10 protein-coding genes and 1 pseudogene are annotated in these 15,712 nt (G+C 58.3%); 2 read left to right on the plus strand and 9 right to left on the minus strand.

The features are described 5' to 3' along the window. Positions 1–188: pseudogene (locus N5J71_RS09470) on the plus strand (amidohydrolase family protein); the annotation flags it as partial. Positions 189–258: 70 nt separating this feature from the next. On the opposite strand, the gene N5J71_RS09475 reads toward N5J71_RS09470, so the two are convergent. From N5J71_RS09475 to N5J71_RS09490, 4 genes are all read right to left on the minus strand, one after another. Continuing rightward, positions 259–3,537 carry a DEAD/DEAH box helicase family protein gene (locus tag N5J71_RS09475; protein ID WP_279916759.1) on the minus strand — a complete coding sequence of 1,093 codons (3,279 nt, stop codon included), beginning with the start codon at positions 3,535–3,537 and terminating at the stop codon, positions 259–261. Position 3,538: 1 nt separating this feature from the next. Continuing rightward, a complete protein-coding gene (locus tag N5J71_RS09480) occupies positions 3,539–6,883 on the minus strand; it encodes a site-specific DNA-methyltransferase (protein WP_279916760.1) in 3,345 nt (1,114 codons plus the stop codon). 19 nt (positions 6,884–6,902) lie between these two features. Then, entirely contained in the window at positions 6,903–8,024 is a 1,122-nt protein-coding gene (gene fic, locus N5J71_RS09485) for a protein adenylyltransferase Fic (protein ID WP_279916761.1), read from the minus strand. 352 nt (positions 8,025–8,376) lie between these two features. Then, on the minus strand, positions 8,377–11,277 hold the full coding sequence (locus N5J71_RS09490) for an SNF2-related protein (protein ID WP_279916762.1): 2,901 nt from the start codon (positions 11,275–11,277) through the stop codon (positions 8,377–8,379). Between the two features lie 129 nt (positions 11,278–11,406). On the opposite strand from N5J71_RS09490, the gene N5J71_RS09495 reads away from it, so the two are divergent. After that, entirely contained in the window at positions 11,407–11,871 is a 465-nt protein-coding gene (locus N5J71_RS09495) for a DUF3859 domain-containing protein (RefSeq protein ID WP_003460556.1), read from the plus strand. Here N5J71_RS09495 and N5J71_RS09500 read toward each other — a convergent pair whose 3' ends face one another. From N5J71_RS09500 to N5J71_RS09520, 5 genes are all read right to left on the minus strand, one after another. Further along, a complete protein-coding gene (locus N5J71_RS09500; protein WP_003460555.1) occupies positions 11,872–12,258 on the minus strand; it encodes a diacylglycerol kinase in 387 nt (128 codons plus the stop codon). Then, positions 12,255–12,959: a lipopolysaccharide kinase InaA family protein gene (locus N5J71_RS09505; protein WP_003460553.1), complete on the minus strand. Its 705-nt coding sequence runs from the start codon at positions 12,957–12,959 to the stop codon at positions 12,255–12,257. Before N5J71_RS09505 ends, N5J71_RS09500 begins: the two co-directional genes overlap by 4 nt. Before the next feature lies 1 nt (position 12,960). Then, a complete protein-coding gene (locus tag N5J71_RS09510) occupies positions 12,961–13,650 on the minus strand; it encodes a class I SAM-dependent methyltransferase (RefSeq protein WP_273264559.1) in 690 nt (229 codons plus the stop codon). A gap of 81 nt (positions 13,651–13,731) precedes the next feature. Next, positions 13,732–15,000, minus strand: coding sequence for a sensor histidine kinase (locus N5J71_RS09515; RefSeq protein ID WP_279916763.1), 1,269 nt, complete (start codon positions 14,998–15,000; stop codon positions 13,732–13,734). After that, positions 14,990–15,673: a response regulator transcription factor gene (locus tag N5J71_RS09520; protein WP_092375129.1), complete on the minus strand. Its 684-nt coding sequence runs from the start codon at positions 15,671–15,673 to the stop codon at positions 14,990–14,992. Before N5J71_RS09520 ends, N5J71_RS09515 begins: the two co-directional genes overlap by 11 nt. Positions 15,674–15,712 lie beyond the last annotated feature (39 nt).

A 15,712-nucleotide genomic window follows, 5' to 3' on the forward strand; every position in this document is an offset into this window, starting at 1 on the left:
TCAGCAGTTACCCGGAGCGTTTCATGCTGGGCTCGGATGTGGTCGGCCGTTTCGGCAGCCTGGGCGACTACATGAAGGGCTTCGACCCGTTCCTCGATGCCTTGCCCGAAGACGTGGCGCACAAGGTGGCGCGCGACAACTTCCTCTCCGTGCTGCCGCGCCGGGTGCAGGCTGATCTGTCGAAGTGAAGTCGAACGCGACTACTGTGGTATGTGAGTGATCATGGCAGCGGGTTGAGTAGCCCGCTGCTATGGTGGCTCACTGCAATACGAGGCTCAGCACTTCGTCCATATAGCCCTCTTCGCCAATGAAGAAGACGTGCAGATCACTCAGATCAGGCTTTGCAAGGCCTTGCTGGCTCCACAGATGCTCGATACGCATGCGGTTCGTACTTGGCGATAGGATGGCCGACTCTAGCCTCACTTCTGGATCATTCAGGCGCGCTTCAAGATCCTTGATGTTTTGCGCGAGCTGAACCTTGTCGCTGCCAGGGCCTTCATGCTCAAGACCGTGCGGGTCGATGAAGCAGATGCGCTGGCTGCCGTCAGACTTCAGGCACCAAAGGATGAAGTCGGGATAGAAGTTACCCGCCTCGAAGAAGCCAACGCCTTTGCGAGCCAGGTTGCGTAGCAAGAAGATGCGCTCGCCACGCTCGGCAAGATTCTCCTCGTTGGCTTGCAGCCATTGGCGTAGGTCGTCAACGAACTGGAATTCGGATTTGTTCAGCGCGACAGGCTGGATCTTCACCTTCTCGCTGGAAAGTAGTGGCTCGTAGAGGTGAGCATCCAGCCTTAAACCCTGGATATAGCCGCTGTCACGCCAGCCAACCTGAGCGAGCTCGTCCTTCAGCTTGCGGATGTCGTCGATCAGGTATTGCTCCGTTGCTTCGACGATCAACTGATAGCTGGCGTCGTCGCCTGGCAGGTTTTCATGCTCACGCGTGAGCAGCACCAGCTCCATGCGCGGGTCGAGATATTTGCGCTTCTGGTGATTGAAGCAGCGTTCGAGAGCGCCACAGAGCAATTCCAGTGCAATGGACTGCCAGTGACGCAGATTGGCCATCGAAGGTGCCCACCAATGCGCTGGCACCAGGATGCGATACCAGTCCGGGGTCTCCAGCAACGAGCGTAATGCCCCGGCTTTGATGATGATGTTATCCAGATGTCGCTGGCGACGGAAACGCTCCAAATCGAACCAAAGCCGATCCCAGTCCAGCATCGACAGCCGCAGATTGTCGAAGTAGCGAGGTGGGTTGGCCATAGCCTCTGGTGTCTGGCCGGTGACCTCGGTGGCCTGGAGCATCTGCAGACGTGGGAAGCGATCGACCACCAGCGGCATGGCGCCTTTGGTCATGCCTGGGGGGAGGGCATCGATACTGAGATCCACGATGGGGCCATGTTTGCGGAAGTCGTACTGCTCCTGCGTGTCCTTGCGGAACTTGGAGCGCAGGATCTTGAGCTTCTGGCCGAAGTCATGGGTGACGTTGAGCTTGATTTCCTCGACATGCGGCGCGTCGTTCGGAGGCAGGCCTTCGCTTTCCAGAAAGTCGCGGAAGGTCGCCATGAAGTCAGCCTGCACGCCGAACACGTTCAGCGTTTCCAGGAAGTGAATATCCTGTGGCGGATTGACCGGCTGATAGCGGCTGGTACGCATCAAGCTGATGTCCTTGCCTTGCAGGCGCACGCCACGGCCGAAAAGCTGAATGATCTGTGCGCCCTCGCTCTGGCCCATACGCATCAAGCCAAGGCTGGACACGCGCCAGCAGTCCCAGCCCTCGATGAACTTCTTCGAGCCGACCAGCATATGGATGGGCGAAGTCGGCTTGTGCACGTCCGCGAATACCGGCTCGCCAAACTCGCTCGGGCGCACCTCGGCCAGGGAGTGTTTGTCTTCCAGCTCGCTCTGCACATGTTTGGCCAGCGCTGCGGCGTCACCCACGTTGATCACGCCAAAGGGTTGTTCGGCCTCGCCCACCTTGAGCAGCAATTCGCCGCTGTCGCCTTTCACCCGCTCGACCACCAGATGACCACCACCGGGGGCGTGGAACAGGCGTTGGCAGATATCGGCATAAAGCTGCGCCGCGCTTTGCTTCAAGCTTTTCAGGTAGGGGAAAGACTGTATGAAGATATCGCGGCCTTGGGCGTCGAGCAGGCCGGTCTGCTGGCTATTGCCGTTGAGCACGGTGTCGATGAGCGTGGTGAAGGCTTCACGATGGGCCAGAAAGCGCGCGAGGAAATCGAGGATCTGCGCGACGTCCGAGGGCGATACGCTTTCCTCGTCGACCTTGCGCCCGCTGACGCTGGCGCCGACGAAGACCCATAGTGGTTTTTCCAGGTTGTAGCCGGCGTAACGCTTGCCGGCTTCCGTGTACATGCGTAGTTGCTGGTAGAACGCCAGCAGGGCGGCGGTGAGGTAGGTGTCCTTGTGCGCCAGCTCATCCTTGGGCAGGTTGAAAATACGGTAGTCCTTGCCGTAACCGTCTGCATAAAAGTAGCGGTAGCTGTAATCGAACAGCACGGCCTTGGCGTAGCTTTCAGCCAGGGCGCGATCATTGGCTGCCTTGACGGCCTGTTTGAAGGTGGCGGAGTACTCGAAGGTAAAGCCCTTGGCGGCCAGCTTGTCGCGCTTGCTCTTCCAGTCGCTGCCGCTCATGCCGCGATGGCCTTCATCCACCAGCAGCAGGTTGGCATCGCCGAAGCTGTCGACCGCCATCTGCTTGACCTTTTGCTCGTCCGCCAGCTTGGTGATTTCGGTCAGCAGCGGCACATCCAGGGCATTTTGCCCGCGCGAGATCAGGTCACTTTCCTGGCGCAGCGGCTCGGGGTAGAAGCCGTTCTCACGCAGCTCACGCTCGTGTTGCTCGGATAAGCGCTCATTCGGCGAGAGCACGATCACCCGGCTGTAATCATCGGCCTGGCCGGTTGTCCGCGCATGGTGGGCAAACTGCAGCAGGTTGATGTGCATCAGCAGCGTTTTACCGCTGCCTGTGGCGTTCTGCAGGCAGAGCTTGTTGAGGTCTTCGACGGCGTAAGCGCCGATGCCGGTTTCGCGCCCCTGCGTGAGGTGGTGCTGGTTGAAGCGCTCAATAAAGGCATTGAGAGCAACACAAAGCCCCTGGCGGTCGTTGAAATAGCGGTCGAGGTAGATTTCGACAAACAGCAGCGTCAGCCACTGGAAGTACTTCCAGGCAATTTCACCTTTGTGCTTGCGCCGCGCATTGATGGTGCGCGTATGGGCCACCAGATTGGCGTCGTAGCGCTCCAACTGGGCCGGGGTCAATGCGGCATGGGGCGGTAAGTGCGAGAGCAGGGCGGTGAGGAAATGATGCCTGCCATTCTTGTCGATGCCCGCCGTAGCGCCGCGCAGACTTTTGGCGATGATCTCCAGCGGGCGAACGTTGTGAGTGCCGTCCTTGTGCGTGACCAGCGGGTCGATGCCAAACAGGCTGATCAGGTACTGATTGAGCACCAACGCCTCTTGGAAATGGCTGGCCACCAAGGGCGGCTGAGCTTTGCCTTTACGTGGAGCACGAGCCATCTCAGGCGTCCTCCCACATGCGCTGAGCGAAGGTTTCTTCGATCAAGCGCACGCGCATGGCCGCTTCCCCATCGCTGGGCAGCGCATGGTTGCCATTGACGTAAATGGTGGCGAACTCGCTCTCCCGTGGGTTGATGCCACGTTTGCCCAGCCAGGCCTCCAGCGCCGCCTGGTCGCGACCGGAGTTGCCGGTGAGCTTGCGCCAGATCACCAGCACGCGCTCGCGTGACAGTTCATCACCCGGTACACGCAGCACATGGCCCTCCACGGCGCGGAACCAGAACTCGCCGTCTTCACGCTCCTTGATGGAGGTGGCGCGCCAGCGCGTGTCCTGATCCTGCGGCAGCTCGGGATCGGTTTCGCGCACCAGCTCGATGGCATAGCGGCGCGGCTGATCGAGGTGGGCGACATGCAGGCCAATCAGCCAGTTGAAGGTTTCCACCAGGTCAATGGTTTTCTCCACCTGAGCATCGCTGCCTGGCTGTTTGACCTTGAGCTTGTAGGCAGTCGGGTCACTAAATTCGCTAACATTGAGTAGGCTCGGGCTGCCAGCCGTTTCGAATTCCAGCCAGTATTTGAGCAAATAGTCGCGGGCCATCTCACTGGAGTCGGTCGCGCTGACATTCAAACGGGGACTGCCTGGTAGTTGCAGATTGTTTAGTGTGTCCTCAAATGATTCGAGACGAATATACTTTAGAGAGTGGCTTATGCTGTCTCTAGCTATCGGTTTTCCCTCTTGCCAGCTGGTGGAATAGATATTTTTCTTGATTCGTGGAAGTAGTACTGTGTCGAAATGGACTGCCTGTTCTACAAGTATATATTTTCTTTCAACCTTGTCTTCGCGAAAAAGATCTATTGCGGCGTGAGCGGTTGTACCTGATCCGCCAAAGAAATCAAGTATTACTCTGCCATCCTTGACCATTGATACAAGATATTTAATGAGCTCTACGGGTTTGGGGAAGAAGGGGTAATCTAGGCCTGCATCTTCCAATAGGGCGCTTGTAGATTGTGTCGTGCCAACAGAGTGAATTATAGATGTGACATATCCACCATCTGCAGCTCGCTCTTTTACCGACTCTATAGCTCCAGTAGCGGTAAGACGGAATCGGGTTTTCTGACCTTTCTGATCTAGAACGGGTTGCATGTCATTGTCGATGAACTCTTCACATTGAGCTTTAGAGCTCCAGCCGCTACTGGCGCATACGGCTTCGAGAGTTCTGAAGTTTTCTACGACGACATCTCGGTCAAAAATCGGCCAGCTGGATCTGCCTGATCTTTTGGCGCTTATAACGCCAGATTCGAATGAGCATGGAAAGCCTGCTGGTATTTTTATTGTGCCAATAGGATTCTTAGGACCATTTTTTACTATGGTATTGACTATTTCAGAATTGAAAACCTTGCTGTCCTTGCTCAGTCCAGGCTCAATGACAGGTGGTGATGCGAATTTCTGTTCGCATTTTGCATACGCCAAAATATGCTCGTGAGCTATTTTTACTTTTGCTTGGTTGTCAAAATTTCCGTCTGTTTTCCAGATGAAGTCGGCAAGAGAGTTTTCGGTTCCGAATATTCTATCTAAGCTAATCGAAAGCCTTGTGTGCTCGTTCTCATCGCAGCTAACAAATAAACCTGCAGTAGGTTTAAGTGTTTTTTTAGCCTCTGATATTCTGTCATTTATCATGGACAGCCATGAGGATGTGCGATACCCATCTTTGTAAGGAAAGCCATCCTTTCCTGTGTTGTAGGGTGGGTCTATATATATGCAGTCTACTTGTGATTCTAGTTGGTTTCTTAGCAGATTAAGGGCTTGGTAGTTTTCGGAATTAACCAGCAGGCCTGTGCACTCAATGTCAATATTTTCTAGCTCTGCAACTAGGCGATCTTTGAATGAGGGGTCAAACCATTTGGTGTCTAATATAAGTGTTTTATTCTTTTTTAGAAATTCGATGTCTAGCGAGGCGCTAAAACTTTCTTTCTCGTTTTGGGTGATAATTTCATTGATTGAGAAAAGTTCAAGCCATTCTTCCTGTTGTTTTTTGTTGGCTAGAATCTCTGGATAAAAGGTCTCCGGGATACGATCCAGAGTGATGCAATACTGAGTCTCGACAACGAATTTTTTCTTGAGCCAAAGCTTTTTCTGAAAGTCTTCGAGCTGGGCGAGAAAGTCGATAATGCGTCGGGCAATCTTGCGCAGTACACGCAGCTTCTTCAGGTATTCATCCACCCGTGGGGCATCGGCGGCTTCGATATCGTCGAGGCGGATAATCTCGTTCTTGATATAGAAATCCAGTTCACGACGCAGGAAACCACCCAAGTTCTTATGGATAAAGTAGTCCATGGTATTGCGGGCGGTGAACTGCCCCAGGTATTTACCCAGCAGCGTACGGTTGGGCTGTTTATCGGTCGGCGCGAGGGCGAACAGCAGCTCCTGGAATGGGCGAAGCTCGGGATGAGCGAACAGCAGGTTTTCTAGCTGCTCGGCTACCACCCGTTCGGCTTCTGCCAGGCGCTTTTGCTGCCAGGTGCCGGCCTGGCCGGATTTCTCAGTATCGGGGCGGTAGTCGAACTGGACGACGAGCTCCGTTTGGCCCTGGTCGTTGACTTCAAGCTGCAGGGCTTGCGAGTCGTGGATGATAAAGAAACGCTCCTGGCTTTCTTTGACGTTGTTGTGCTCGCCTTCTGCGGCAGCAGCCAGGCGGAAGTGCACCTTCAGCGGGCTAGCCTGTGCGGGTTGGAAGTCGAATCCGCTTTGCTGGCCTTGTTCCTTGGCCTGTGCCGTGCTGAGGTCGAAGGTGAAGTTGCTCAGCGCTTCGCTCGATTTGATGTAGTACTGGTCTTTGTTGGCCCAGTGCAGCATGACCTCACGGCCGTCATAAGGCACGGCATAGGGTGCGGCGCGACTGTCGTTCTCGGCGACGAAGTAGCGCTTGGACATGAAGTCGCCCTTGTCGTAGTAGCGGCTGAAGAAACGGTACAGGTGCTCGTAGACCTGGGCATCGTCCGCCAACACGCCGCCGCCGTCGCGGGCTTGCTGTTGGGCGAGTTCGAATTCCTTGCCGACCTTGGTACCGCGATACTCGGGTTTCAGTTCACCCGTGGGCAGGAAGGCATCTTCGCCGAGTGTTTCAGCGACCTTGACCCGAGCGGCTTCGAGCGAGTCGTGGGCGTTGCTTTGCGATTGCTCGGCAAAGTGGGCATCGATCTCGCTGCCCAGTTCGGTATCGATAAAGGCCTTTATCTGGGCGCTACGGGCGTGAAGGATGCGGTACAGGCCAAAGTCGAGCTCGGGTTGGTTGAGCTGGAACAGTTCGCCCAGCAGGGCGATGAATTGGTCTTTTTGCTTGTTCATGGGTACGTCTCGATAAAGGTCAGGCGTAGGCCTGGAATTCGTTGCTGTCGCGCGTCAGAAGCTGCATCAGCTTGGGATGAATGAAGAGTTTTTCCTTGCCGACCTGCACTTCGCGCAGCACGTCGATGCCGACCAGCTCTTTCAGGTAGCGGGAGGCGGCCTGCCGCTGCGCGATCTGCTTGTCGACCAGATTGCTGATACGGCAGTAGGGCTGTTCGAAAATCACGTCGACCAGCTCACGGGAATAGGTTTTCGGCAGGCGTTCGCGCACGAACTCGGTGGTGTGCTCCGAGAGGCTGCGGATGGCGGCGATCTTGGCGGTGGTCCAGCGGGCGGTTTCTTCCACGGCGCTGAGCATGTACAGCAGCCAAGGTTCCCAGGCCTGGTCGCGGGTGACATCCAGCAGCAGGCGGTAGTAATCAGCGCGGTGGGCGATGATGTAACGGCTGAGGTAGAGAATCGGCAGACTCAGCAGACCTTCCTGAATCAGGTACAGGGTGTTGAGCACGCGCCCGGTGCGGCCGTTGCCATCGGTGAATGGATGGATGGCCTCGAACTGGTAATGCCCAACGGCCATGCGTACCAGCGGGTCGAGGTCGGTTTCGTTGTGCAGGAAGCGCTCCCAGTTGGCGAGCAGGTCGCGCAAATGGTCTTCACCTTCCGGTGGTGTGTAGATGATCTCGCCGGTGCGGTCGTTGGCCAACTGGGTACCCGGCACCCGACGAATATCCATATTCACGCCCTTGAGCGTGCGGCAGATCTCGACTGCCGTGACGGTCGATAGTGGGCGCGCCTTTAAGGACTGATAGCCCTGGTGTAGGGCTTTGCGATAACGCAGGGCTTCCTTGGTGGCCGGGTCGGCGTGATTGTCGCCATCCTGTGCATGCTGGAAGAGCAAATCCGTGGTAGTGACGATGCTTTCGATTTCCGAGCTGTCCTTGGCTTCCAGCAACGGGATGGTGTTGATCAATACCGTTTGGTTCGGAATCAGCTCGGCTGCCTGCTTCAATTCCGCCAGGGCTGTGCGGGCCTCGATGCAGCGCTTGAGCACTGCACGGGTCTCCAGCTCTGCCGTGGGCGGCAATGGCGGAAGTTGGTTATAAGGCTTGTCAGCCTGCCAGGGCAGGGGGGATGCAGTCATGGATGCAGTCCTAATCCTTAGTATCCATCTAACAGGCCGTTGAAAAACTATCTGCGTTGCCATTGCTGCGTTAAAAACAGGCTCGTGCGCGAGTCCGATCAAAATGCTCATTTACAGCTCGTAAACTCCGCTTTTTCGCCTGCTTTTGCCTTGCACTGGTTGCCTCGCTTACGTTTTTCAACGGCCTGCTAGTGGCAAGGGCGCTCTGGTGAGCGCCCTTTCGTGGTTGCAGTGTAAACATGTATGCGCGACGTGTCGCTATTATTAGATTTCGGCGACACGTTTTGCGTTCATGTCGTTGGTAGCGACATGTGTGCTCTTCGTGTTCTCGAAATGCTCTTTCGGCGACGTGTCAAATCACGGCCCAGCGCACGGTGAAGAGTGTTTGGGTACGGCTGGCGCGATGCAGGCGTTTCTCCAGGGCTTCTATGAGTGCATCGCGGCGAGCCTCGATTTCGTCCTCCACGGAGAAGATTTCCTGTCGTTGACGCCGCTGTTCTCCCTCTACCTTGCGAATGTCATCCTGCAGGCGGCGGGCCTCGTCCATGCTTTGGGAAACTCGCGCTTGACGTTTCAGTCCTTTGAGCTTGAGCTTGGTGTCTTGTAGGGCTTGCTCGGCAGCGAGAATGCGGTCTTCGGCCCAGGCATCCAGCTTGTCGCGTTCTTGCTGGAAGAACTTGTCATTGTGTTCCAGTGCTTGGCTCAATGCGGCATCGATCTGGCGACGGGCATTGCCATGCAGATCATCAGGCGGGCTGATCTGCGTTGGCTCTACATTTGCGCAAAGCTGGAAGAGCTTCTCGCAGGTTTCTTGATCGAGTAGCTCGCCGCTATCGGTCATGGCGGTGAAAACCAAGTGCTCTTCGCGCTGAAAACTATCGAGTTCCAGCAGGTTGAGCTGAAGCCAGCCCTGTTTACCCAGCAGTTGCTCGATCACGCTGATACGTGGGTTACGGGCTTCAAGCCATTGCGCATAACTGAAGTGCAGCGTTGCGCTGGGCGCCTGAGCGCTGCGGCCTTGATCGAGAACGTATTCACCAAGGGGGTGTGTAAGCCGGTAGATGCGGGTGTTTTCAGGCTGGATCTGCTTGGCCTGTTCGCCTTTGCGGATGAGCTGATAATGCCCTGTGACCACCTGTGGGAGAGGTGGCAGCTGGAGATCGAAAGCCAGGTTCTGGCTGTCGAATTTAGCGTGCTCAGCCAGGATGTACTGAGTCAGCTTCCAGAACAGGCGGGTTATACGGTCTAGCTGGCTTTCGGCGCGCTCTTTGTGGGTCTTGAGCAGGCTGTGAATGTCCGCGTCGAAGTTTTCCAGCAGGAGCTTTTCGGTTTCCAGCATTCTTGCCTGGATGTCGGCGTCCAGTTCGGCGCGCAAGCGGGTGAACGCTGCGTCGATCTCTTGTGGGGTGCGGCAGCAGTCGTAGATCTCGGCAATGCGCTTCTCGAAGTCAATGCCGGCTTCGATCCTGCCGAGCACCTGGTCGGACGCACCAAAAACGCCCTCGAACAAATGGAACTTGTCCTGGAGGAGTTCCAGGACTCGTCGATCTGCGGCATTGCGCTGGTTGAGGAAGTTGATGACGACCACGTCAAACCGTTGGCCATAGCGGTGGCAACGCCCAATGCGCTGTTCTACCCGTTGCGGGTTCCACGGCAGGTCATAGTTCACGACCAAAGAGCAGAACTGCAGGTTTACACCTTCGGCGGCAGCCTCGGTCGCAATCAGAATTTCGGCCGTATCACGGAAGTGATCGATAAGCGCTGTGCGGCGATCGATAGCTGGCGAGCCGGTTACACGGTCACTACCCTGGTAGCGAGTCAGCCAGCGTTGATAGATGCCGGTAGCGGCCTCACCCTGGTTGCCACCACTGAAGGTGACGACTTTGCCAAGGTGGCCGTGGGCTTCTAGAAAACGGGCCAGGTACTCTTGAGTCCGGCGTGACTCGGTGAAAATGACGGCCTTGCGTTGGGCGCCCATGCCGGACATGCGTGCAAAGCCTTGCTCCAGCGCATTGAGCAAGGCGAATGATTTCTGGTCTTCGCGAATGCTGTGGGCAATCTCGATGTAGGTATCGAGCTCGGTGATTTCCTTGCTCAGCAGCTCGAAGTCGATCTTGCTTGCAGAGTCTTGGGCTTCGTAGCTAGCTGCCGCTTCTGCGGCTTCCAGAAGGTCTTCTTCGAGTTCGTTCTCTTCGATCAGATGCTCGAACCATTGCTCATCAATACTCTGGCGATCCAGTAGCTTCTGTAGACGCGCTTTGATGGCTTGCAGGGTAGCCAGAACGGCTTCTGTCGAAGAGGCCAGGAGCTTGCGCAGGATGAGTGCGACGAGATGCTTTTGCCGCTGTGGAAAGCCGTAGCTGAAGTCGCGATGCAAGTAGGCGGAAATGAGATCGTAGAGGCGCTGTTCATCATCGCTGGGGGTGAACGGCGTAGTCAGTGCGTGACGCTGCGTATAGGGCACGTACTCAAGGACGTCTTTACGCAGTGTGCGCTTGATGAATGCATGCAGGCGGCGACGTAGCGCAGCCAGGTCCGCGTCGATGTTGCTGTGCTGGGCACGGAAGCTGCGCTCATCGCCGAAGATGTCTTCGTCTATCAAGGAGCTGAGACCATACAGCTCCATCAATGAGTTCTGCAGAGGGGTGGCGGTCAGCAGAAGCTTGCGCCGTCCAGCCAATGAACGCTTGAGCGACTGGCCGGTTTCATTGCTTTTGCGATGGGCGTTGCGCAGTTTGTGGGCTTCATCGATGGCGACCAAATCCCAGGGAATGTTGCCAAGCTGCTCCTCCATCCGGGCTGCAAAGTTCAGCGACATGATGCTGATGACGTCGCGATCCAATGGGTCGTAGATGCCTTGCTCGCGGAGCAATTTCCAGGTTCGTGCGTCCAGCACCTGGGTCGGTAGGTTGAATTTGTCGGAGAGCTCCTGTGCCCACTGTTTGCGCAGCGCTGCCGGGCAGATGACGAGCAAACGACGGCGGCGTTCTGCCCACATCTGGCACAGGACGAGCGCGGCTTCGATGGTTTTGCCGAGGCCTACCTCATCCGCCAGCATCACCCCTTTGCTGAGTGGGTTGTGCAAGGCGAAAAGGGCTGCGTCTATCTGGTGTGGATTGAGATCGACACTGGCATCGAATAACGATTGGGAGAGCCGATCCTCTTCGCTGGCAGCGCGACGGCGCGTGAGCTCCCAGGCGAAATATTTGGCGTGATGCGGGGTAAGGCTGCTTGGGGGCGTGAGCGACGGCATCAGGTTCCCTCGGTAATGTCCTTTAAACCGTGCGGTGCAGTCTTACAAGCAAGGGCGGTAAGGGCAATATGTCATCAACCTGTCATTCACACGTCATAGGCTCGCGCTCATCTCAACGAGGAGCGCACCATGCATTACACCCGAGTGGCCGTGATGGCCGGTCTATTCGCCTGGGCAGGTCTGAGCCAGGCTGACGTCCGTGTCGAAGGGCTGGTGGAATACGGCATCTTCAGCAGCCAGTATCAGGACTACCAGCCCGGCGAGCGGGTACTGACCCGCAGCAACCAGGAAATCGAGCGTACCGAGCAGATTCCCGCCAAGCTAGGCACCAAGTTCGGCATGCGTTACAGCCTGGCCGGCAAGCGTGAGGGCGAACCACCCCTGACGTTGTTGTACCTCACGCCAGGCGTTGTCACGCCGGATGGTCAGCGTCATGACAAGTTCGAAGTGCAGCAGAAGCTGGTGGTCGGTGCACCGCAGGACGTGATGGCCTTCGAATTCACCGAGCATCATGAAGTGGTGCCCGGCGAATGGCATTTCATCGTCTATCAGGGCGATCGCAAGCTGGCCGAACAGCGTTTCATGGTGCGCTGATCAGAGCAGGATGATCGCCCAGGTCAGGGCGATCATCAGCAGCGCGACCATTTGCGCCGCGCTGCCCATGTCCTTGGCCTGTTTGGACAGCGGGTGCAGGTTCAGCGAGATGCGGTCGACCACCGCCTCGATGGCGGAATTGAGCAGTTCCACCACCAGCGCCAATAGCGGCACCAGCATCAGCAACGCGCGCTCGGCGCGGCCGACATCGACCAGGCAGGCCAGCGGCAGCAGGAGCAGATTCAGCCAGACCAGTTGACGGAACGCGGCTTCACCCTGATAGGCCGCACGCAGCCCGGCCAGCGAATAGCCGGTGGCATTGAGGATGCGCGCCAGGCCGCGGCTCCCCTTGAAGGACAGGGCGTCCAGATCGGAACTGTCGTTCATGGTTGCAGCCCACCCCAGGGATCGTTCAGGGCCTGCTGGTAGGCCTGGTGCAGGTAACTCATGTCGGCGTCGGGCATGGCGCCACGATGCCGGTCCAGCTGGCCCAGGTCGCGCCGCGAGGCGCTGGCGACGCGCCAACGTCGCCGGCTTTTTTCCAGATCCAGCAGGGCGATATCCACGTCACCATCGCTACGGGCTTTGACGAACAGGTGCTTGGCATAGCAGCAGCCGTGTTGCCAGCCGCCCAGGTGCAGGCGTGCGAGTGTTACCGCCAGGCGTCGCAGCATGACCTCATTGAGCTGCGCCACATGGGGCTCGCTGTACCACTGCTCCAGGCTGACGAAACCCGGTAAAGCCTCGGTGACCAGCAGTGCCTGCCATTGCCCGGCCTGTTTGCGCGCTGAGCAGTAAACGATGTTCGGTGTGCGAATACCGAGGCGGGCGAAGGCGCGATAGGCCTGTAGCTCACGGAGAATGGTAGGCCTGCCCAAAGGATGGCGTAGCGAGCGGTAGATGTGCCCGTTCTGGCGTTTGCAGTAGAGCAGCGGCCTGCTGCCGTCCCAGTGCTGCAGCAGGCGCACGCCACTTTCGCCGCCGCGCCGCTGGTTGGCCGGCTCGACCCATTGACCAGGGCTGTGCCACCAGCGATCGAACTCGGTAGAGGGCAGGGCGGCCAGTGCTTGTTCGCTGAGAACGCCCATTTCAGGCCTCCTTGCGCAGTACGTAGGTGCGCCACATGGCATAGCCGGGCAGGAAGTCCAGGTGGCCGAGTATGGCGAAGCCGGCCTGGTGGAACTCATCCTCAACGGTCTTGCGAGGGACGACGAAGCGGTTCTGGTTCTGCGCCGCACGGCCCTGAGCGGCGCGCCGGGCCTCCAGGCGCCGGCGTTTCCAGGCCTTGTAGTTGCCATCGACCCACAGCGAGACGATCACCGTGTCGCGGCTGACGCGGTGGAACTCGCGAAGGATGGCCAGACGGTGCTCGGCCGACTCGATGTGATGCAGCAAGCGGATGCAGAAGATGCAGTCCACCGCGTTGTCACCCAGGTCGATCGCGAAGGCCGAGGTGCGGAAGCTGTTGACTCGCGCCACCACCTCGGGGGCCTGTGCGGCACGCGCGGTGGCGAGCATATCGGCGGAATTGTCAGCGGCGAGGATCACCCGGTTTGGCTGCTCACAGAGCATCGGCCAGAAACGGCCGGCGCCGCAGGGCAGGTCGAGCACCAGGTTCGGCTGATCGGCCATCTGCAGCGCACGGCGCGCCACCTGCACGTCGCGCCAGTGGGACAGGCGCCGAAACAGGCCGTCCTGATGCTTGTGCAGGTATTGCTGGGCGTGCTCGAAATCGTACTTGCGGGAAAAATCCAGTTCGATGGGGCTTGGCTTGGGCATGATGAACGTCCCTTGATGGCTACGTTCGCCACCTTAGAGAGCCGCGCATCAAGGTCCCGTCAAAGGGACGTGAAAATTTCGTCAAGCGCCATTGTTGAGTGTCACGCGAAAATGCGTATGGCCCGGTTCACTCTCCAGGCTGACCTGCCAGCCCTGTTTGGCGCAGATGCGCTTGACCAGCGAAAGGCCAAGACCGAGGCCCTCGCCGCGGGCCTGGGCGCCGCGTACGAACGGCTGGAAGATCCGCTCGTGCTGCTCGGCAGGAATGCCGGCACCACTGTCCTCGATGCGAAACGCGCCCGCTTCGAGGATCAGGCGCACACTGCCGCTCTCGGTGTAGTGCAGGGCATTGCGTAGCAGGTTGGCCATCACCGTACCGAGGAACGTGGCGTTGTAGCGGCCGTCGTCCTGGCCTTCCTCGATCAACTGGAAGTCCAGGCCTTTCTCTTTCATCAGCGCGCCCCAGCGACTGGCTTGCTCATCGGCGACGGCAGCCAGGGTACGGTCGCCGACGAACGCGGCTTCGTTGCTCTTGTCGCGCGCCAGCTGCAGGAATGTCTGCACCAGTTCGCGCATTTCCTCACTGGCGCGGGCGATGCGCGCCACCTGTTCCTTCTCGCGCGGGCCCAGGGGCGCCTCGGCAAGCAGCTCGCAGGAAGTGGCGATGACCATCAGCGGTGTACGCAGTTCGTGGCTGACATCGCTGGTGAACAGACGCTCGCGCTCCAGGGACTGACGCACCTGGCCCAGCGTGCTGTCGAAGGCAGCGGCCAACTGGCCGATTTCGTCGTCGGGGTAATCCGGTGCCAATGGTGGCGCCAGCGGATGCAGCTGGTCGCGATGACGCACCTGCTGCGCCAGCCGGCTGATCGGCGCCATGACCTTGCGCGCCATCATCAAGCCCAGGCCCCAGGCGGCGATCACCGTCAGCAGAAAGCCCGCCAGCACCACATTGAACAGCGCATTCTCGCGGGCTTCGAATTCCTGTTGCTCCTGCACCAGCATGTAGGTCTCGCCGTTGATCTTCTGTACGTAGACGTAAAACGCCTCGTTGCCGCTGACGACCTCGTTGAACCCTTCCCGCAGGCCGTCATATTCGGGCGGGATGGCATAGTCGGGATTATTCGACGAGAAGAAGCGGGTGCTGGAGTCCAGGCGCGGTGGGCGCCCCTGGCGGATGTCCTCGTTCAGTGTTTCACCCAGCTCGCGACTCATCTCCTGGGAAACCAGATGCTCCTCGATGAAATGCACCACACCGACGATGCTCAACGAGAACAGGCCGCTGACCATCACCGTCATCAGCACGAAGGCGATCAGAATCCGCCGTTCGAACTGCTGCTTAGACGGCATCGGGGTTCTCCGCCAGGCGATAGCCGACGCCGTGGATGGTGTGCAGCAGTGGTGTGGGAAAGGGCTTGTCGAGTACCTGGCGTAGTTGATGGACATGGCTGCGCAGGCTGTCACTGTCCGGGCAATCGTCGCCCCACAGGGCTTCTTCCAGCGCTTCACGGCGTACCACCGCTGGGCTGCGTTGCATGAGGATGGCCAGCAGCTTGAGGCCCAACGGGTTGAGCTTGAGCAGTTGGCCGGCGCGACTGACCTGCAGGGTATCGAGGTCGTAGCTGAGATCGGCGACCTGCAGCTGGCGTTTGCGGCTGCCGCGGCTACGGCGCAGGATCGCTTCGATGCGCGCCACCAGCTCGGACAGGGCGAAAGGCTTGATCAGATAGTCATCGGCGCCGGCATTGAGCCCCTGCAGGCGATCATCCAGCGCATCGCGCGCGGTCAGCATGAGGATGGGGACTTCGCTGCGACCATCCTCGCGCAGGCGCTTGCACACCTGATAACCGTCGATGCCCGGCAGCATGATGTCCAGCACGATCAGGTCGTAGTGGCCGCTGCTGGCCAGGTGCAGGCCGCTCAGGCCGTCCTGCGCGCAGTCGACAGAAAAGCCCTTGAGCTGCAAATAGTCGAGCACGTTGGCGAGGATGTCTCGGTTGTCTTCGATGACCAGAATGCGCATCGCGGGTTATTCCTGGGTTTGACGATTTTTTCACACGGC

The organism is Ectopseudomonas oleovorans, from assembly GCF_029845265.1.
Classification (GTDB): Bacteria; Pseudomonadota; Gammaproteobacteria; order Pseudomonadales; family Pseudomonadaceae; genus Aquipseudomonas; species Aquipseudomonas oleovorans.